This window comes from Caballeronia insecticola, assembly GCF_000402035.1.
In the GTDB taxonomy this organism is placed as follows: Bacteria; Pseudomonadota; Gammaproteobacteria; order Burkholderiales; family Burkholderiaceae; genus Caballeronia; species Caballeronia insecticola.
Genome location: NC_021287.1, coordinates 274,515 through 294,449, shown reverse-complemented (window position 1 = coordinate 294,449; position 19,935 = coordinate 274,515). Strand labels below are relative to the sequence as shown.

The following is a 19,935-nucleotide window of genomic DNA, read 5'->3' as shown; positions in this document are numbered from 1 at the left end:
CGACCTCGATTCCGCTATTACACCAGCACGCGCTCGATACCGCCATCGTTCGCGCGTTCGACGTACTGCTCCATCCAGTTCTCGCCGAGCACCTTGCGCGCGATTTCCACGACGATATAGTCCGCCTCGATGTTGGCGTCCTCGTTATAACGCGACAGCCCCTGCAGGCACGACGGGCAGCTCGTGAGAATCTTCACGTCCGGGTCCGCGCTGCCATTGACCGGCTGCGGGCCGTCGCCGGCCTTGAGCACGGAACCGGGCTGCGCGCCCGCCGCACCCGCCGATGCATTGGCAATATTGATGGCGTTCGCGCCCGCTTCCGCGACCAGCGGAATGCCGCGCAACTTGGCCGCGCCCTTGCGGATTTCCTCTTCCTTGCGGAAGCGCACCTGCGTGGAGATATCCGGACGCGTCACCGCGAGCGTGCCCGATTCGCCGCAGCAGCGATCGTTCTTCTCGATCTTGTAGCCGTCGTTTTGCGAGCCCATCAGTTCGTTGACGAGCTTGACCGGGTCCATCGTCTTGATCGGCGAATGGCATGGGTCGTGATACATGTAGCGCGTGCCCTTCACGCCTTCGAGCCGGATGTTCTTCTCCAGCAGGAACTCGTGGATGTCGATGATCCGGCAGCCCGGGAAGATCTTCTCGAATTCATAGCCCGCGAGCTGGTCGTAGCAGGTTCCGCACGACACCACCACGGTCTTGATATCGAGATAGTTCAGCGTATTCGCGACGCGATGGAACAGCACACGATTGTCCGTGACGATCTTCTCGGCCTTGTCGTACTGACCGGAGCCGCGCTGCGGATAGCCGCAACACAGATAGCCCGGCGGCAGCACGGTCTGCACGCCCGCTTCCCACAGCATGGCTTGCGTCGCGAGCCCGACTTGCGAGAACAGCCGCTCGGAGCCGCAGCCGGGGAAATAGAATACGGCTTCCGAATCGACCGTGGTCGTCTTCGGATTGCGGATGATCGGAACGACCTTGTTGTCCTCGATATCCAGCAGCGCGCGCGCCGTTTTCTTCGGCAGATTGCCCGGCATCTTCTTGTTCATGAAGTGGATCACCTGCGTGACCACGGGCGGCTTGCCGACCGTCGCGGGCGGTTTCGCCGTCTGCTTCTTCGCGAACTTCTTGAGGATGTCGTTACCGAGACGCTGCGCCTTGTAGCCGACGCCCATCATCGCGGTGCGCGCGAGATTGATGGTCTGCGGATTCGTCGCATTGAGGAAGAACATGCCCGCCGCGTTGCCCGCGTTGAACTTCTTCTTGCCCATCTTGCGCAAGAGGTTGCGCATGTTCATGGTGACGTCGCCGAAATCGATCTTCACCGGGCACGGCGTCACGCATTTGTGGCACACGGTGCAGTGATCGGCGACGTCGTTGAATTCGTCCCAATGCTTGATCGACACGCCGCGGCGCGTCTGCTCTTCGTACAGAAACGCCTCGACCAGCAGCGACGTGGCGAGAATCTTGTTGCGCGGGCTGTAGAGCAGGTTCGCGCGCGGCACGTGCGTGGCGCACACCGGCTTGCACTTGCCGCAGCGCAGACAGTCCTTGATGGACTCGGAGATAGCGCCGATATCCGACTGCTGCATGATGAGCGACTCGTAGCCCATCAGCCCGAACGACGGCGTGTACGCATTGCGCAAATCCGCGCCTTCGAACAGCTTGCCCTTGTTGAAGCGGCCGTGCGGATCGACGCGCTGCTTGTACGCGCGGAAATCGCCGATTTCCTCTTCGGTCAAAAACTCCAGCTTCGTGATGCCGATGCCGTGCTCGCCCGAAATCACGCCGTCGAGCGAACGCGCGAGCTTCATGATGCGCGCCACCGCGTGATGCGCGTCCTGCAGCATCGCGTAGTTGTCGGAGTTGACGGGAATGTTGGTGTGCACGTTGCCGTCGCCCGCGTGCATGTGCAGCGCGACGAACACGCGTCCGCGCAGCACTTGCTTGTGGATGGCCTGCGCTTCGTCGAGGATCGGCTTGAATTCGCCGCCGTTGAAGATTTGCCGCAGTTCCGCGCGAATCTCCTGCTTCCACGAAATGCGCACCGTGCGATCCTGCGCGACGTGAAATACGGTTGCATCCGGCTGCACGTCGGCGCGATCCGCGAACTTCTCCGCGAGCGCCTCATAGCCGAGATTGACGAGATAGTGCTGCGCCTCGCGCAACGGCATGTCGAGCTTGTCGCCGACGAAGCTCCAACGCTCGCGCACACGCTTCAACAAATCGAGCGCCTGCTGCACGCGGTCTTCGAGCAGTTCGGCGCTGGGGATTTCGTTCGCGTCGTCGCTTTTGCCGAGCGGCAGTTTGCCGTTGCGGAAGAAGGTTTCGAGCGCATCGACGAGTTGCAGCTTGTTCTTGATCGACAGCTCGATATTGATGCGCTCGATGCCGTCCGTGTACTCACCCATGCGGTTGAGCGGAATGACGACGTCTTCGTTGATCTTGAACGCGTTCGTGTGCTTGGCGATGGCCGCCGTGCGCGAGCGGTCGAGCCAGAAACGCTTGCGCGCCTCCGCGTTCACCGCGACGAAGCCCTCGCCGCTCTTGCCGTTCGCCATGCGCACGACTTCGGATGTGGCGGCGGCGACGGCATCGGCGTCATTGCCGACGATATCGCCGATCAGCACCATCTTCGGAAACGCGTTGCGCTTGCTCTTGGTCGCGTAGCCGACCGCGCGCAGATAGCGTTCGTCGAGATGTTCGAGGCCCGCGAGAATCGCGCCGCCCTGCTTCGACGTTTCGAACAGATAGTCCTTGATCTCGACGATGCTCGGAATGGCATCGCGCGCCTGGCCGAAAAATTCGAGGCAGACGGTGCGCGTGTGCGCCGGCATCTTGTGCAGAATCCAGCGCGCCGACGTGATGAGCCCGTCGCAGCCTTCCTTCTGCACGCCGGGGAGACCGGCGAGGAATTTATCGGTGACGTCCTTGCCGAGCCCTTCCTTGCGGAACGTGCGCCCGGCGATGTCGAGGTTTTCCGTGCGCAGCAGCTTCTCGCCCGGCGGACGATTGCCGTCGAACCAGTCGAGCCGGAAGCGCGCCACTTCGATGTCGTGAATCTTGCCGCAGTTGTGATCCAGCCGCGTGACCTCGAGCCAGTTGCCCTCGGGGTCGACCATGCGCCACCACGCGAGATTGTCGAGCGCCGTGCCCCACAACACCGCTTTCTTGCCGCCCGCGTTCATCGCGACATTGCCGCCGACGCACGAGGCATCGAGCGAAGTCGGATCGACGGCGAACACGAAACCGGCCTGCTCCGCCGCTTCCGTGACGCGCCGCGTGACCACGCCCGCGCCCGAAAAGATGGTCGCGACCTTGTGCGCCACGCCCGGCAGGTCCGTCATTTCGACCGGGCCGAGCTGTTCGAGCTTTTCGGTATTGATGACGGCGGAGAACGGCGTGAGCGGAATCGCGCCGCCCGTGTAGCCGGTGCCGCCGCCCCGCGGAATCACGGTGAGGCCGAGCTCGAAGCACGCCTTGATCAGCCCGGCGATCTCGGCTTCGGTATCCGGCGTGAGCACGACGAACGGATATTCGACGCGCCAGTCGGTCGCGTCGGTGACGTGCGCGACGCGCGACAGGCCGTCGAACTTGATGTTGTCCTTCTGCGTTTCGCGGCCCAGCACGCGCGATGCGCGGCGGCGCAAGTCGGCCATGTGGGCGAACTCGGCGGCGAAATCGTCGACGGCGCGGCGGGCCGCGGCGATCAGCAACTGCACGCGCCCGGCGCGCTCGCGGCTGCCGGCTTCGTCGCTATGCGCGGTGAGATCGGCGCTGCGGCGCTTTTCGATTTCCGCGAGCCGGTGATTCAGCGCCTCGACGAGCAGCGCGCGGCGCTTCGGATTGTCGAGCAGGTCGTCCTGCAAATACGGATTGCGGCGCACGACCCAGATATCGCCCAGGACTTCGTACAGCATGCGCGCCGAGCGGCCGGTGCGGCGCTCGTTGCGCAGTTCGTCCAGCACGGCCCAGGCTTCGTCGCCTAGAAGCCGCATCACGATTTCGCGATCGGAGAACGACGTGTAGTTATAGGGAATTTCGCGCAGACGGGGTTCGGTATCGAGCGCCAAGGGGGCATGGGCGCCGTTCGGATCGAAGGCTTGGGGTGCGTTCATGTTCGACGGTTCGGTGTGCCGGCGGACGCGCCATGAAAGGCGGCAACGCCGGCGATGCGCGTGGGGGCGCAAATTTTCGAATGAAACTTATCTTGGCGAAGGCTGCCGGGCCGCCTGTTCGTGACGATTAGCGTGACGATGAGGCGAATTGCGTTCACGGCGCCTTCGATGTGCCCTGGATCAACGCCACGATCGCGCATGGCGCGCATGCCTTTCCGCCGCGGGATGCGACTCGCGGGGAACGTGCGTCAGAAAATCGATCCGAAGCTGCCGGTGCATCTGCCGATCCTGATTGCTGATTCGTAAAAGGAAATTCTAACCCATCGCGGTGCAGCGCGTTTGCGGCGGCTAGCAGCCCGAAGGGGCATTTGCGTGCGTATTCACGACGCGTTCATGGCATTTTCGACGCTTTTTGCACGACCGTCCGGACGGTAAAAAAGCATCGGTGGCGGGAAGCTGCGCGGTTGGCGCTATCATTGATGCTTTCGCCCTCAAAACCCGCGTGCGTTGCACCGCTCGACGATTCCTGGCATGACACATCCCGACTATCTGAAAAAAGTGCTGACCGCGCGTGTGTACGACGTCGCGCGCGAAAGCGAACTGGAACCCGCGCGCATCCTGTCGGCGCGGCTGCACAACTCCGTGTTCCTCAAGCGCGAGGACAACCAGCCGGTGTTCTCGTTCAAGATTCGCGGCGCATACAACAAGATGGCGAATCTCACCGCCGATGAACTCGCGCGCGGCGTGATCACGGCATCGGCGGGCAATCATGCGCAGGGCGTGGCGTTGTCGGCGGCGCGCCTTGGCTGCCGCGCGGTGATCGCGGTGCCGACCACGACGCCGCAAGTGAAGATCGACGCGATCCGCGCACACGGCGGCCCGACGGTCGAAGTGGTGCTGGCCGGCGAATCGTACAGCGACGCCTATACGCGCGCCGTGCAGCTCCAGGCGGAGCGCGGCCTCACGTTCGTGCATCCGTTCGACGATCCCGACGTGATCGCCGGACAAGGCACCGTCGCCATGGAAATCCTGCGCCAGCATCAGGGCCCGATCCACGCGATCTTCGTGCCGATCGGCGGCGGCGGGCTTGCGGCGGGCGTCGCGGCGTACGTCAAGTCGGTGCGCCCGGAGATCAAGGTGATCGGCGTGCAGACCGAGGATTCCTGCGCGATGGCGCAGTCGATCAAGGCGGGCGAGCGCATCACGCTGAACGAAGTCGGCCTGTTTTCGGACGGCACGGCGGTGAAACTCGTCGGCGAGGAAACCTTCCGGCTGTGCAGCGAACTGCTCGACGAAGTCATCACCGTCGATACCGATGCACTCTGCGCCGCCATCAAGGACGTTTTCCAGGACACGCGCTCGGTGCTCGAACCGGCGGGCTCGCTCGCGGTGGCGGGCGCGAAGCTGTATGCGGAACGCGAGGGCATCGAGGGCAAGACGCTGATCGCCGTGACTTCGGGCGCGAACATGAATTTCGACCGCATGCGCTTCGTCGCGGAGCGCGCGGAAGTCGGCGAGGCGCGCGAAGCCGTGTTCGCCGTCACGATTCCCGAGGAACGCGGCAGCTTCCGGCGCTTCTGCGAACTCGTCGGCACCCGCAGCGTGACCGAGTTCAACTACCGCATCGCGGATGAACGCGCCGCGCATATCTTCGTCGGCGTGCAGATCAAGTCGCGCAAGGAAACCGCGCAGATGATGTCGTCGTTCATCGAGCACGGTTTCGCGACCGTCGATCTGTCGCACGATGAACTCTCGAAGCAACATATCCGCTATATGGTCGGCGGCCGCTCGCCGCTCGCGAAGGACGAGCGCCTGTTGCGCTTCGAGTTTCCGGAGCGGCCGGGCGCGCTGATGAAATTCCTCTCATCGATGGCGCCGGACTGGAACATCAGCCTCTTCCACTACCGCAATCAGGGCGCGGACTACAGCTCGATTCTCGTCGGCATTCAGGTGCCGCAGTCGGACAATGCGGAGTTCGAGCGCTTCCTCGCGACGCTCGGCTATCCGTGGTGGGACGAAGGCGCGAATCCGGTCTACCCGTTGTTCCTCGCGTAAGGCGTCGCGACATGCCGAAGTTCACGCTCGAAGACAAGCTCGTCGTCGCGATTTCGTCGCGCGCGCTCTTCGATTTCGAGGAAGAGAACCGCGTCTTCGAGACCGGCGATCTCGCGCAATACGAAGCGCTGCAACGCTCGCGGCTGGAGACGCCCGCGAAGCCGGGCGTCGCGTTCGGCCTGATTCGCAAGCTGCTCGCGCTGAATGCGGAAGAGCAACGCGTGGAAGTGGTGATTCTGTCGCGCAGCGATCCGATCAGCGGCCTGCGCGCGTTTCATTCGTGCCGCGAGCATGGTCTCTCGGTGGAACGCGGCGTGTTCACGCGCGGCCGCTCGCCGTTCGCGTACCTGAAGCCGTTGCGCGCGTCGCTGTTTCTGTCGGCGAATCCGGACGATGTACGCGCCGCGCTCGCCGCCGGTTTTCCCGCCGCGCGCGTGCTGCCCGAGACGCCGCGCGCTGCGAGCCGCTATTCGGACGAGATCCGCATTGCGTTCGACGGCGACGCCGTATTGTTCTCCGACGAAGCCGAGCGCGTGTTTCAGAGCGACGGTTTGTCGGCGTTCGTCGGCCACGAGACGAAAAAGAAAGATTCGCCGCTGCCCGGCGGCCCGCTGAAGCCGCTGCTCGCGGCGCTGAACAAACTGCAACGCATCGCGGACGACAACGAAAGCCGCTCGCCGATGCACATCCGCACCGCGCTCGTCACCGCGCGTTCCGCTCCCGCGCACGAGCGCGCGATCCGGACGCTGATGGCCTGGAACATCGAGATCGACGAAGCGATGTTTCTCGGCGGACTGGACAAGGGCGAATTCCTGCGCGAATTCGAGCCCGACTTTTTCTTCGACGATCAAATTCGCCACTGCGAATCGGCGCGCGTCGTCACCGCGACCGGCCACGTTCTCAGCGGCATAGCGAACGCAACATGACACCCGAACAATCACCGCTCGGCAAGCCCGTCCACTACACCGAACAGTACGATGCATCGCTGCTGTTTCCGATCGACCGCAAGCGCGCGCGCGACGCCATCGGCGTGCCGGCCCGGCTGCCGTTTTTCGGCACCGATGTCTGGAATGCCTATGAGCTTTCGTGGCTGAATCAGCGCGGCAAGCCGCAGATTGCGGTCGCGACTTTTTTCGTGCCGGCGGATTCGCCGAACATCGTGGAATCGAAGTCGTTCAAGCTGTATCTCGGCTCGTTCGCGCAGACGCGTTTCGATTCCATCGACGATGTGCGCGCCGCCATCAAGCGCGATGTCTCCGCGATCTGCGGCGCAACGGTCTCCGTGCAGCTCACGCCGCCGATGGATTTCGGCAAGCTGGTGATGGAGGAATTCGAGGGCTTGTCGCTCGATCGCCTCGATCTCGACTGCGACGTTTATGCGCCGGACGCGTCTTTGTTGAGCGCGGCGAAGGACGAAGTGCCGGTCGAAGAGACGCTATTTTCGAATCTGCTCAAGTCGAATTGCCCGGTGACAGGACAGCCGGACTGGGGCAGCGTGCAGATCCGCTATTACGGCGGACAGATCGACCACGCGGGGTTGCTACGGTATATCGTGAGCTTTCGCGAACATACCGGGTTTCATGAGCAATGCGTCGAGCGCATCTTCATGGACATCATGCGCGAGTGCAAGCCCGAACGGCTCGCGGTTTATGCGCGTTATACGCGGCGCGGCGGGCTGGATATCAATCCGTTTCGGACGAATTTCAATTTGCCGATGCCGGATAATGCGCGGTTGGCGCGGCAGTGAAGCGGTCCGTCCAACCGGGCAATAGCATCAAGTCAGGGTAGCCCGAACAGTCTTCGGTCTCGCGGATAACGCAACGTATAGCTTGCGTTCAGTGTGGCCTCTTGTCCGCTGGACAGCAAACGCCTCCACGCGACGACGCCTCGTTGTCCCTGCCACGATGCGTCGTCAGGTTGCGGTTTGAAGCTCGTGACCACATCGAGCTCAGCAGAGTCACTGATGGGTCCCGCTTCCACGATCTCCACATCGATTGGAGTTCGATGCAGGTTTTTGACCGAGTATTGCGCGCTAAGCGTTTTCGACGCCTTTCCATCAGAAGCCTTGAAAGTGCCAGTCGAGTCCAGACCATCGGCCCTACTGACACTCACCTGATCGTCAGGGCCAAATGCAAGCGAGAGTTCGTCGTTTGAGAGTGCGTTGGACCATCGCATCGAGCCCACACTTTCGCCATCGCGACGCAACTGAACATCGCCGTCAGGCCAGATCCCCGCAGGCCGGGATCCAGTCGCAACCAGCCACGCGCGGGTGGACTGGCGCGGCACGACGCGCGCACTCAATTTCACGGGAATCTTTTCTTTCGCCAATGTGAACCCGACTTTTTGACCGTCTGACGGAACTTCGATCTCGCCGGGAATTTCGAATTGCGTCAAAAAAGCGCCATCGATTTGCGAAGCTTCGAACAGCGGAGTGTTCGGATGCGTGCGTGCGAGCGGCGAAGCCATAAGCACAGGTGCGGGAGGCGCGGGTGCTGGTGCATATTCGCGCGTAGATGAAGGGATTGTTCCAGGAGCTTCACTCAACTGAAGTTGCCACACCGCCGGCGCCGGGGCCCTAGCATTCTTAGCAGGCGTACCAGTTGAAAGTCTCAGTTTCACCCCGCGCCAATCCTCTCCGGTTGCCTGTGCGACCAACGCACGCCGCTCCAGAGTGACTTGACCGCTAGACGAATCCAGCGTGGCTTGATAAGCGGGAATCCATCCGGCGCGTTGCGTATCGTAAGCGATCGTCAGAGGTCCGCCGCGCGGCGCATCCAGCGCGATCCGAATGCTTCGCGTGGCGGTAGCATCTCCGTCTTCGCCGCGAACTTCGGCTAGTCGCTTTTGCACTTCTTCTTTTTCCCGCTTGATCTGATCGCTTTGCGTGAAAACTGCGTAACCGCTTTGCTCCAGTTGCCGCGAGACATCGAGAAGTGAAGACCCGCGGGAGCCGGTGCTGTCTTCACTAACCCGCTTCAGATAAGCAACCGAGAGTTCCACCGCCTGGGCACGCGCATTCAGCGCAATCAATCTGGCTTGCAACTCCTGAGCGCGCCGGTCGCGAGCCGTCGAGGTACACGCGGCTTCTGACGCGCCGTCATCAACGCGGTAATCGCCTAGTTGCATGCCGGGCGGCGCGATCAAACGCAGACTTTGCGGATCGAAGGAAGTTGGTAGACACGAAACTTCGATACGAGTGCTGCCGACAGGAATAGAAATCTGGCGCTCGACTGTCGCGCCGCCCGGGTAGAGCGTCACATTGGAGATTGACGAGAGGGCTGCGCTGGCTTCCGGACAGACTAGAAAGCCAGCTAGCGCAGGCGCGCCCAGGATCATGGCCAGTCTTTTTAACTTCGCAATGCTAATTAACATATTCGGCGGTTTCCATACGAATTGAAATTACCGCATCGCTCGATACGATCAATACCTCATTCTAATGACAGAACCTCGCGGAAAAGCGTATTCCGAGGAGCCTGCCATCAAAGTCGGATTTTTCGCACGCCTTTCGGTATAAATCATTGGTTGAAACCGCTAGTCCCTACAAGCAAAAAAAATGCGGCAGGGAGCCAAGCACCCCTGCCGCAAAATTGACACGTAGCAATCTGAGCGCCTCTGTTCAGGCTATTGCGCCTTCTTATAAGCCACGCAATCCACCTCGACCTTGCAGTCGATCACCATCGACGACACCACGCACGCCCGCGCCGGCGGATTCGCGCCGAAGTATTCCTTGAACACCTTGTTGAACGACGCGAAGTCGCGCGGATCGTCCAGCCACACGCCGCAGCGCACGACATGCTCCGTGCCGTAACCGGCTTCCTTCAGAATCGCGAGCACGTTCTGAATCGCCTTGTGCGATTGCTCGACGATGCCGCCGTTGATCACTTCGCCGTTTTCCATCGGCGTCTGGCCCGACACGAACAGCCAGCCGTCGGCTTCGACCGCGCGTGCGAACGGCATGTGCGCGCCGCCTTGTCCCTTGCCACCTTCCACGCCATAACGCTTCATCGTCCAACTCCTTTCCATTTACGAGAATTCAAAACGCGCCCTGCGCATCGAGCTTCGATGCCGCGCCGCGCGCCACGAAACGTCCCGCGCGCGCGCCGGTCACGGCCTGCTCGCGATACGTCAAAACGCCATTCACCCACACCGCGTCGATGCCGTCCGCCGCCTGCTGCGGCTTCGCGAAGGTCGCGGCATCGCGCACGCGCTCGGGATCGAACACGACCAGATCCGCGTGATAACCCACCTTCACTTCGCCCCGCTCCGGCAAACTGAAGCGCCGCGCCGTCAGGCTCGTCATCTTGCGCACCGCTTCTTCCAGCGGAATCAGCGCCGTATCGCGCGCATAGTGGCCGAGCACGCGCGGAAACGCGCCCCACAAACGCGGATGCGGCAGCGGATCGTTCGGCAGGCCGTCCGAGCCGACCATCGTCGCGGGATGCGCGAGAATGCGCCGCACGTCGTCCTCCGACATGTTGTGATACACCGCGCCCGCCGGTTGCAGACGTTTCGCCGCTTCCTGCTGGCTCACGTTCCACTCATCGGCGACTTCGCGAATCAGCTTGCCCGCCATTTCCGGATGCGGCGTCGACCATGTGATCGTGATGTCGATATCGCCCGTCACCTGCTTCAGATCCAGCGTCGACGAACTGCGGTTGTACGGATAGCAGTCGCATCCGACCGGCTGGCCGTCGCGCGTCGTCTCCAGCGACTTCAGCACTTCCACGCTGCGCCCCCAGTTCGACGGCCCCGCGCACTTCAAATGCGAAATCACCACCGGCACGCGCGCATGGCGGCCCACGCGATACGCCTCGTCCATCGCGTCGAGGATCGCGTCGAATTCGGTGCGCATATGCGTCGTGTAGAGCGCGCCCGCCTTCGCGAGCGGCTCGGCCAACGCCTGCACTTCCTCGGGCGGCGCGTTGAACGCCGAGCCGTACGCCAGTCCGCTCGACAAACCGAGCGCGCCGTGATCCAGCGCCTCTTCGAGCTGCGCGCGCATGGCCGCGACTTCATCGGCCGACGCGGCGCGATCCAGCCGGTCCATCTGATTGTTGCGCAGCGCCGTATGTCCGATCAGCGCGCCGACATTCACCGCCGGACGCGCCTCGTTCACCGCCTCGACGTACGCGGCGAAGGTCGGATACTGGAACGCGGCGGCGTCGCCGAGCAGGTTCATCGGGTCCGGCGGATCGCCCTTCAGCGTCACCGGCGACGCGCTGATCCCGCAATTGCCGACGATCACCGTCGTCACGCCCTGCGTGATCTTCGGCAGCATCTGCGGCGAGCGGATCACGTGGGTGTCGTCGTGCGTGTGTACGTCGATGAAACCAGGCGCGAGCACTTTGCCCTGCGCGTCGAACGTTTCGTCGGCGCTCCAGCCGGACAAGCCGCCCGGCGCCTCGATCGCGACGATGCGCTCGTCGCGCAGCGCGACATCGCGCAGGACGGCGGGCGCGCCCGTGCCGTCGATCACGCGCGCGCCGATGATCAGCGTATCGGCCTTTTCCATGATCATCATGATCAATCTCCCAAAGGTTGACGCTCGCCGCCGCCGCGATGCGCATCGAGCGCGAGTTTCATGCGGCGCAGCAGTTCGCGGCTGTGATCGGCCTGCCTGACGGCCAGTTCGGTGACGAGCAGGTCGAGCGCCATCATCATCGCGTAGCGCGACGACGACGGCTTGTAGATGAAGTCCGTTTCGATCGCGATGATCGGCACGAGCCAGTCCGCGAGCGCGCCGAGCGGCGACGCGGGCGCCGTCAGCGCGATCACGCGGGCGCCGTACTGTTTCGCGAGCAGGCAGCTTTCGACCATTTCGGGCGTCTGCCCCGTCACCGAAAGCGCGACGACGACATGTTCGCGCGACAGTGTCGCCGCCACCATGCGCTGCAACAGCCCGTCCTGATACGACGCGACCGGCCGCCCGAGCCGCACGAGGCGAAAGCGCATTTCGTCGGCGAGCGCGGTCGAACCGCCGCCCATGCCGAACACGTAGATCATCGACGCGGCGGCCAGCGCATCGGCGGCCGCGGCGATCGGCGCGGCGGCGAGCGCGCCCTGGTTCTGCGCGAGCGTTGCCTGCACTTCGTCGAAGATGCGCGCGGCGAGCGAATGCGGCACCGCTTCGCCATCGTCGGGACGGCGCTTCAGAAAGCGTTGCCCGACGCCCGCCGCCTGCGCGAGCCGCAGCTTCAGTTCGCGCACGTCCTCGCAGCCGACCGCCTTGGCGAAGCGCGTGACCGTCGCGATGCTCACGTCCGCCTTGTCCGCCAGCGCGCCGATGCTCGCGCGCGATGCGCCCACGATGTCGTCGAGCACGAGCGCGGCGACCTTGCGCTCGGCGCCGCGCAACTCCGGCGCGCGCTCGGCGATGCGTGCGACGATATCGATGCTGAGCGAGTCGGCAGGGCCGTTCATGGGTGCGTCCAAGGGTTTACGTGAGGGCTATGTTACTAAATAACATTTCCGTCCGGGATGCTACTTTGGTTAACATAGCACCGTCAACCTTGACGCGCACGCACATGCGCACAGGTGTTTATTTAAACGGACGATGGAGCGGCAGCACATGAAAGTTACAAACTATCAGAACGCGGCGATCGACCCGTTCGGCAAGGGTCTCGGCATGGTGCCGGGCACGAGTATCCAGTTGAACGACGCCGCGCGTCTGCAATGGAATCTGCTCGAAGAGGACGTGAGTCTGCCCGCCGCCGTGCTTTATGCCGATCGAATCGAACACAACCTGAAGTGGATGCAGGCGTTCGTCGGCGAATACGGCGTGAAGCTCGCGCCGCACGGCAAGACGACCATGGCGCCGCAACTGTTTCGCCGCCAGCTCGAAACCGGCGCGTGGGGCATCACGCTCGCGACCGCGCATCAGGTGCGCGCGGCGTATCGCGGCGGCGTGCATCGCATCTTGATGGCGAATCAGCTCGTCGGCAAACGCAACATGGGCATGATCGCCGAGTTGCTGACCGATCCGAACTTCGAATTCTTCTGTCTGGTGGATTCGGCGGACGGCGTCGATCAACTGGGCGAATTCTTCAGTTCGGTGCGCAAGAAGCTGAACGTGCTGATCGAACTCGGCGTGCCGGGCGGACGCACCGGCGTGCGCGACGACGCCCAGCGCGACGCCGTCCTTGCCGCAATCGCGCGCTGGCCGGGCACGATCGAGCTAGCGGGCATCGAATTGTATGAAGGCGTGCTGCAGGACGAAACGAAGGTCCGCGAGTTTCTGCAAAGCGCGGTGGATGTCACGCGCAAATTGATCGCCGAAGGCAAGATCGCGCGTCAGCCGGCGATTCTGTCCGGCGCGGGATCCGCGTGGTACGACGTGGTCGCCGACGAATTCGCCAAGGCCCACAGCGATGCGATCGAAGTGGTGCTGCGTCCGGGCTGCTATCTGACGCACGACGTCGGCATCTACAAGAAAGCGCAGAACGAGATTTTCGCGCGCAATCCGATCGCGAAGAAAATGGGCCAGGGGCTCAAGCCCGCGCTGCAATTGTGGGCGTATGTGCAGTCGATTCCCGAGCCGGACCGCGCGATCATCGGGCTCGGCAAGCGCGATTCCGCGTTCGATGCGGGCATGCCGGAACCGGCGAAGCATTATCGTCCGGGCAACGAAGCGCCGCGTGACGTTTCGCCCGATGAAGGCTGGGAGATTTTCGGCCTGATGGATCAGCACGCCTATCTGCGCATCAAGGCCGGCGATGACGTGAAGGTCGGCGACATGATCGCCTTCGACATCTCGCACCCGTGTCTCACGTTCGACAAGTGGCGCCAGATTCTCGTCGTCGATCCGAAGTATCGCGTCACCGAAGTGATCGAAACGTTCTTTTAAGCTTTCTTCTAAGCCTTCTCTTCGAGCGCGGCCGCCTGAGCGGCATTGGCAGCCGCGACTTCCTGAATCCGGCCCTCGAACATGTGCAGCGCGCTCGACAAGGCTTCGATGGCCTCGTCGGGGAGTGCGGCCATCGTGTCGTGCAGGAACGCGTTGCGACGCGGCAGGCCTTCCTCGGCGATCGCGCGGCCCTGCGCCGTCAACGCGACATTCGACACGCGGTTGTCGCGCGCGTCGACGCTGCGCACGATCCAGCCGAGTCCTTCCAGCGTCTTCAACTGGCGCGTGAGCGCGCCCGGATCCACCTTCAGCCGCTCGACGAGCCGCTTCTGCGACAGCATGCCCGCATGCTCGTGCAACGCGAGCAGGATGCGCCAGCGCGGCATCGGCTGACCGACGGCTGCCTCGAACGCCGACATGAACGCGCGATACGTGCGCCCGAACTGCTGCACGACGGCGATACGGTCCTGTTCATTCATGCTTTCGCTTCCCTCATTCGGCGAGGATGACCGGTTCCTGCGGCCCCTTCAGGCGCACCGGCGGCACGCGCCGAGACTGCCACAGCGAGACGACCGCCACCAGCGCCGCCAGCGCAAGCCCGATGTGGATCGCCGCGACCAGCGCCTCGCGCGCGGACTCCAGCAGCATCGCGCCGTTATGTCCCGCCGCGCTCAGTTGCGCGAGCAGCGCATTCTGCCCGTCGCGGTTGATGAGAATCTGCGGATCGGAGAGATCGCCGGCCCAGTGCAGCGCGTGATCCTTTTCGAGCGCGAGATTTACCCCGCTCGCATAGAGATGGCTCACGAGCGTGCCGGTGAGCGCGGTGCCGATCATCCCGCCGATCATGCGCAACGATTGCAGCAACGCGGTCGCGATACCCAGATGCGCGCGCCCCGCCGTCTGCTGCGCGAACACGGTGAGATTCGGCATCACGAAGCCAAGCCCGAGACCGCCGATCAGCATGAACACCAGCAAGAGCGGGCGCGGCATGTTGTGCGTAGCGACGACAACGCCCAGGCACGACACGGCGAGCAACGCGAAGCCCACATAAAGCATCATGTTGGCGTTCTTCAGACGCGTCACGATGCGCCCGTTCACGATGCTGCCGATCGTAATGAACACGACGAGCGGCGTGATCATCACGCCCGCGTCCTTCGGCGACATGCCGAAACCGCCCTGGAACAAGAGCGGAGCGTAGAAGAGCAGCGAGAACATCGTGAAGCCGCCGAGAATCGCGAGCGTGAAGAGCGCGGCGAGCGCCTTGTTGCGGAACATGTCGACGGGCAGGATCGCGTAGTCGCAGCGCATCTCCCATTTCCACAGGCCGAAGGCAGCGGCGGCGCTCATCGCGAGCAACGCGGCGCTTTGTGCGCTGACGCCGTACTTCGGCAACATTTCGACGAACAATTGCAGCGCGCCGAGCGCAATCGCGATCAGCGCGGCGCCCGGCCAGTCGAGCCGCATCTTGCCCTCGTGCGCGACGTGGCGCAGATGCGGCAGGAAGCGCCACACGAAAAACAACGACACGACGCCCACCGGCAGATTGACGTAGAACACCGAACGCCAGCCGTAGTATTGCGTGAGAATCCCGCCGAGCGACGGCCCGACCGCATTGGCGATGCCGAACGCGGAGCTCATCATCACCTGCCAGCGCAGGCGCACGACGTTGTCGGGGAAAAGGTCGGCGATGCACGCGAACGCGGTCCCGACGAGCATCCCGCCGCCGATGCCCTGCAAGCCCCGCGCGAGCACCAGGAACATCATGCTGTTGGCGAGCCCGCAGAGCACGGACGCGAAGGTGAACACGACGATCGACGCAATCACGAAGGGCTTGCGTCCGTAATAGTCGCCGAGGCGCCCGAAAATCGGCACGGTGATGACGGAGGTCAGAAGATACGACGTGGCGACCCACGCGTAGAGATCGAAGCCCTTTAACTCGGCGACGATGGTCGGCAACGCGGTGCCCACCACGGTCTGATCGAGCGCGACCAGCATGGTGACGAACGAAATGCCCAGCATCGCCATGAGCGATTCGCGGAACGGCAGCACCTGCCCGGTCGAGTGGTGCGCGGCTGTGTGAACGGCCATCTTTTGTAAGCGCAATAATTGACTAGTCAATGGAAATGGAATCATAGCACGCCGCCACGCTCTAATCCGTGGGACACACACCCTTTTACGAACCGAAAAAATCGCATGGAACCCACGCCGATCATCACCTCGCCGCTCACACCCGACGATTTCGCGGCGCTGACCCGCGCGAAAGATGCGCTCGAAAGCCCCGCGCTCACGATGAAGCTGGCGAGCGTCGTCGGCGCGCCCATCGAAAAGCTGATGGGGCGCTTGCCCGCCGCCGCGCAGGGCAAAGTGGACGAAGCAACGCAGCTCGCCCTCAAGAAGTGCCTTCAGCTCGCGCTGCGCACGATCGGCAAGAGCGCGCCGTCGGATTCGCTGCTCGCGCCGCCGCCGGACAAGCCGCACAACCTGATGCACAAGCTCGCCGTCGCGACGACGGGCGCGGCGGGCGGCGCCTTCGGGCTGTTCGCGCTGCCGGTCGAGTTGCCGGTCACGACGACGCTGATGTTCCGCTCCATCTGCGATATCGCGCGCAGCGAGGGCGAGGACGTGCATCGCGTCGAAACCCAACTGCAATGCATGATGGTGCTGGGCATGGGCGGCACCAACACCAGCGACGACAGCGCCGATCTCGGCTATTTCATCGTGCGCGGCGCGCTCGCGCAGTCTGTGTCGCGCGCGACCAGCGAGATCGCCGCGAAAGGTCTGAGCAGCCACGGATCGACGGCGCTGCTCAAGTTTCTGCAAACCATCGCGTCGCGCTTCTCGGTGCAAGTCAGCGAGCAGGTTGCCGCCAAATCGATTCCGGCGATCGGCGCGGTCTTGGGCGCCATGGTCAACACGGTGTTTATCGACCATTTTCAGCAGATGGCGCACGGACACTTCACCGTGCGCAGACTCGAGCGCCGCTACGGAACGGCGGCGGTCGAGCGGGCGTATCAAACCATCGAGGTGATGGGCGGACGCTGAGCTTGCGGCAAAGTCACCTTCGCGCCGATGAACCCGGCCGCGCGATCGAGCGCCGCACGCGCTTCCGGCATAAACGGCGCCCAGATCTGGAAGATATGCGGGACGCCGCTCCAGATCTGCAAGTCGACGCTGACGCCGGCCGCGCGCGCGTTCTGCGCGAGTCGCGTGGAATCGTCGAGCAGGAGTTCCGTGTCGCCCGCCTGAATCAACAGCGGCGGCAGGCCTTCAAACGCGCCGAATAGCGGCGATGCGTAAGGGTGCCGCGCATCGGCGTCGCCGAGATATTGCCTGGCGACGCGCGGAAACGCCGCCGCGTGGAACATCGGATCGCGGCCCTCGTTCGTCTGCAGCGACGCGCCGCTGCACGTGAGATCCGTCCACGGCGAAAACAGCACGGCCGCTGCGGGCAGCGGATCGCCGGCGTCGCGCAGTGCAAGCAAGGTCGCCAACGCGAGACCGCCGCCGGCCGAATCGCCGGCGATAACGATCGACCGGGCGTCGGCGCCATCGGCGCAATCGGCGAGAATTCGGCGATAGGCCGCGATGCTGTCGTCGAGCGCCGCGGGAAAGCGATGTTCCGGCGCGAGGCGATAGTCGAGCGAGAAGACGCGCGCATTCGTCCGTGTGGCCAGCCCGAACGTGATCGCCCGATGACTGCGCGCAGAGCAAAAGTAATAGCCGCCGCCGTGCAGATACAGCATGTTTGCGCGCGGGCGAGTCGGCGGCGTGAGCCATTCGCCGCGCAGCGGGAGATCGGCGGCCGCGTCGCGTACATCGAGCCGCCAGCCTTTCGGCACGCGCGGCGTCCAGACGCGACGGGACGTGTAGCGTCGCGCGAATTCGACATCGAGCGCGGGCTTCGCGCTATGCGGACGCATGCGCGTGCGTACGGCCCAGCAAGCCAGAGCGCTTTGCCAGCTCATCGTCGATCGATTCCTGAAGCGCGTTTCAGTTGGCAGGCGTGATCTGTCCGCGGATCTCGCCGGACGGATTGTCCTGCGTGTGAATGTTGAAGTACCACTGCCCTGTCATCAGATCGTTCACTTGCTGATCCGATAACGTTGCCTGTCCTTTCATCGGGCTCGCGAGCGCTTTCTTGTCGGCTTTCGTGTCTGTTTTTGCGTCGATCGATACCTGCGGCTTGGCGTTCTGGCCGACCGGCGCGGGTCCGTGGAAATGCGCCATCGTCACCGGCCCCGACAGATCCGCGTAAGTGACGGTCCAGGTGAGGACTTTGGTATCGGTATCGAAGTTCGCGTCGACGATGCCGTGGCCTTTGCTCACGCGCGGCGGAACTTCGCTCGAAGGCTGGAGGTTGGCTTTCAGGGCGACGGTGTCGGCTCGCGCGGCACCCGACGCCGCCATCACGAGCATCAGAACGGACATCCAGCGGACACGTGGTCGGCATGTCGAGACCATGGTTGCTCTCCTGATTGGCGGACAGCCCTGCTTTCGAGAGGAAGACGGCATCGCCATGGTAGAGCATCCGTTTGCGGCGCGCATGTCGCTTCGCGGAAATGGAAGCACAAATCGAAACGCAATTCGACGCCTCAATGCAAAAAGGGCGCCTTGCGGCGCCCTTCTCTGGCTAGAGCAAGCTCAAGCCCGGTATTGCTCCGACCGCTTTAGAAGCGGTGACGGATACCCGTCGTCACGAGGATCTGACGGCTGCTCGACGAAAGGTCGCCTGCGCCGTTGATGCCAGCAGCCGGATACTCGCCCTTCGCCAGGCCGCTCGCGATCTGCATCACGCCTTCAGCGTAGATGTCGGTGCGCTTGGACAGTGCGTAGTCCGTTTGCAGGCCGAACTGGTGGAAACGGACACGCGACGCATCTTCGGTGTTGCCGAGCTTCGCATTCGTGAACGCGTATTCAGCACCCAGCGACAGTGCCGGCGTAAGCGCATAGCGGCCGTTCACTTCGTAGTTGTTGATCACGTTCGAACCGGGCATCGCGTTGCTGTCCTGGCGGGTCTGCGTCCACAGAGCACCGAACGTTGCAGCGCCGATGGCATAGCTCGCGCCTGCACCGAAGGTACGCTGACGAGCGTCAGCGGAGAACTGGTTGAGCTCGTTGTCCAGCACGATCGAGCCAGTGGCGTTGCTGTTGAGGCCGTTGGCTTGCATGTACGCAAGACCCAGCTTCAGGCCGGCGTTCGTGTAACCAGCGCCGATGCTGTATGCGCGGTTAGCTGCGAAGCTGCCTGCTGCGTTCGAGAAGCCGTACAGGCCGCTGAACGAGAAGCCAGCGTAGTTGTTGCTCTGGAACTTAACCGAGTTGTTCTCGCGGAAAGCGTTACCGTCGAGGTTGTCGAGGTTGCTCGGGTGAGCGAACGCAGTGCCGCCCCACGTGCCGGTTGCGCTCAACGGGCCGAGGTAGTCGACGACGGAGTCGGTCTGACGGCCAAGCGTCACCGTGCCAGCGTTGGTCGACAGACCAACGAAAGCTTGACGGCCAAAGCCGCTACCGCCCAGCGAGCTGCCATTCGTCACGTCGAAACCGTTTTCCAACGTGAAGATTGCCTTCATGCCGCCGCCGAGATCTTCGGCGCCGCGCAGACCCCAACGGCTCATGTTGACGTTGCCGCCCGTCATGCCGTACTCGTTCGTCTTCTCACCGTCACCGGTATGATTCTGCACGTTGTTCACGAACGTGAAACCAGCGTCGACCAAGCCATACAGCGTAACGCTGCTTTGTGCGCTAGCAGCGCCGGCGAACGATGCGGCCAAAGCTGCAACGGCCGTGACGATCAAATTCTTTTTCATGCGTATTCCTTTGCTGAGTCTTGAGACTCGATGATTTGCTTCAGGCCGAACGCCTGTCGAGCTTGAATTGCTTCTTCGCTCGTTTCGCTCTGCACCGATATTCGGC

The 19,935-nt window shown here is 63.2% G+C and carries 15 protein-coding genes; 5 read left to right on the top strand and 10 right to left on the bottom strand.

Translation table 11 applies throughout. The features are described from left to right. Positions 1–17: 17 nt before the first annotated feature. On the bottom strand, positions 18–4,124 hold the full coding sequence (locus BRPE64_RS01395; RefSeq protein WP_044041080.1) for a DUF3683 domain-containing protein: 4,107 nt from the start codon (positions 4,122–4,124) through the stop codon (positions 18–20). 531 nt (positions 4,125–4,655) lie between these two features. Between BRPE64_RS01395 and ilvA the strand changes: the two genes are divergently transcribed. Genes ilvA through queF form a run of 3 tightly spaced genes read left to right on the top strand, consistent with a single transcriptional unit; the run spans position 4,656 to position 7,926 of the window. After that, a complete protein-coding gene (ilvA, locus tag BRPE64_RS01390; protein ID WP_016344209.1) occupies positions 4,656–6,179 on the top strand; it encodes a threonine ammonia-lyase, biosynthetic in 1,524 nt (507 codons plus the stop codon). An 11-nt stretch (positions 6,180–6,190) separates the two neighbouring features. Next, positions 6,191–7,105: a 5'-nucleotidase gene (locus BRPE64_RS01385; RefSeq protein ID WP_016344208.1), complete on the top strand. Its 915-nt coding sequence runs from the start codon at positions 6,191–6,193 to the stop codon at positions 7,103–7,105. Continuing rightward, positions 7,102–7,926 carry an NADPH-dependent 7-cyano-7-deazaguanine reductase QueF gene (gene queF / locus BRPE64_RS01380; protein WP_016344207.1) on the top strand — a complete coding sequence of 275 codons (825 nt, stop codon included), beginning with the start codon at positions 7,102–7,104 and terminating at the stop codon, positions 7,924–7,926. The genes BRPE64_RS01385 and queF overlap by 4 nt, the downstream gene beginning before the upstream one ends. Before the next feature lie 32 nt (positions 7,927–7,958). Here queF and BRPE64_RS01375 read toward each other — a convergent pair whose 3' ends face one another. From BRPE64_RS01375 to BRPE64_RS01360, 4 genes are all read right to left on the bottom strand, one after another. Then, positions 7,959–9,551, bottom strand: coding sequence for a DUF4139 domain-containing protein (locus BRPE64_RS01375; RefSeq protein WP_016344206.1), 1,593 nt, complete (start codon positions 9,549–9,551; stop codon positions 7,959–7,961). Positions 9,552–9,800: 249 nt separating this feature from the next. Continuing rightward, a complete protein-coding gene (locus BRPE64_RS01370) occupies positions 9,801–10,184 on the bottom strand; it encodes a RidA family protein (protein WP_016344205.1) in 384 nt (127 codons plus the stop codon). Between the two features lie 28 nt (positions 10,185–10,212). Continuing rightward, complete coding sequence (locus tag BRPE64_RS01365; RefSeq protein WP_408608245.1) at positions 10,213–11,691, bottom strand: N-acyl-D-amino-acid deacylase family protein; 1,479 nt, start codon at positions 11,689–11,691, stop codon at positions 10,213–10,215. 11 nt (positions 11,692–11,702) lie between these two features. Next, entirely contained in the window at positions 11,703–12,599 is an 897-nt protein-coding gene (locus BRPE64_RS01360; protein WP_016344203.1) for a MurR/RpiR family transcriptional regulator, read from the bottom strand. A gap of 148 nt (positions 12,600–12,747) precedes the next feature. On the opposite strand from BRPE64_RS01360, the gene BRPE64_RS01355 reads away from it, so the two are divergent. Continuing rightward, entirely contained in the window at positions 12,748–14,022 is a 1,275-nt protein-coding gene (locus tag BRPE64_RS01355; RefSeq protein ID WP_044041874.1) for an amino acid deaminase, read from the top strand. 8 nt (positions 14,023–14,030) lie between these two features. Here BRPE64_RS01355 and BRPE64_RS01350 read toward each other — a convergent pair whose 3' ends face one another. Beyond that, complete coding sequence (locus tag BRPE64_RS01350) at positions 14,031–14,501, bottom strand: MarR family winged helix-turn-helix transcriptional regulator (protein WP_016344201.1); 471 nt, start codon at positions 14,499–14,501, stop codon at positions 14,031–14,033. 13 nt (positions 14,502–14,514) lie between these two features. After that, positions 14,515–16,110, bottom strand: coding sequence for an MDR family MFS transporter (locus BRPE64_RS01345; RefSeq protein WP_044041077.1), 1,596 nt, complete (start codon positions 16,108–16,110; stop codon positions 14,515–14,517). A 105-nt stretch (positions 16,111–16,215) separates the two neighbouring features. On the opposite strand from BRPE64_RS01345, the gene BRPE64_RS01340 reads away from it, so the two are divergent. After that, complete coding sequence (locus BRPE64_RS01340) at positions 16,216–17,064, top strand: EcsC family protein (protein WP_016344199.1); 849 nt, start codon at positions 16,216–16,218, stop codon at positions 17,062–17,064. Here BRPE64_RS01340 and BRPE64_RS01335 read toward each other — a convergent pair. The 3 genes from BRPE64_RS01335 to BRPE64_RS01325 all read right to left on the bottom strand — a co-directional run bounded on the left by BRPE64_RS01335 (position 17,034) and on the right by BRPE64_RS01325 (position 19,829). Beyond that, the gene (locus BRPE64_RS01335) at positions 17,034–17,987 is read right to left on the bottom strand and encodes an alpha/beta hydrolase (protein WP_044041075.1); all 954 of its coding nucleotides are present in this window, start codon (positions 17,985–17,987) and stop codon (positions 17,034–17,036) included. The two genes, BRPE64_RS01340 and BRPE64_RS01335, sit on opposite strands and share 31 nt — an antisense overlap. A 25-nt stretch (positions 17,988–18,012) precedes the next feature. Continuing rightward, positions 18,013–18,450, bottom strand: coding sequence for a CHRD domain-containing protein (locus BRPE64_RS01330; protein WP_016344197.1), 438 nt, complete (start codon positions 18,448–18,450; stop codon positions 18,013–18,015). Positions 18,451–18,689: 239 nt separating this feature from the next. After that, complete coding sequence (locus tag BRPE64_RS01325) at positions 18,690–19,829, bottom strand: porin (protein WP_016344196.1); 1,140 nt, start codon at positions 19,827–19,829, stop codon at positions 18,690–18,692. Between the last annotated feature and the right edge of the window lie 106 nt (positions 19,830–19,935).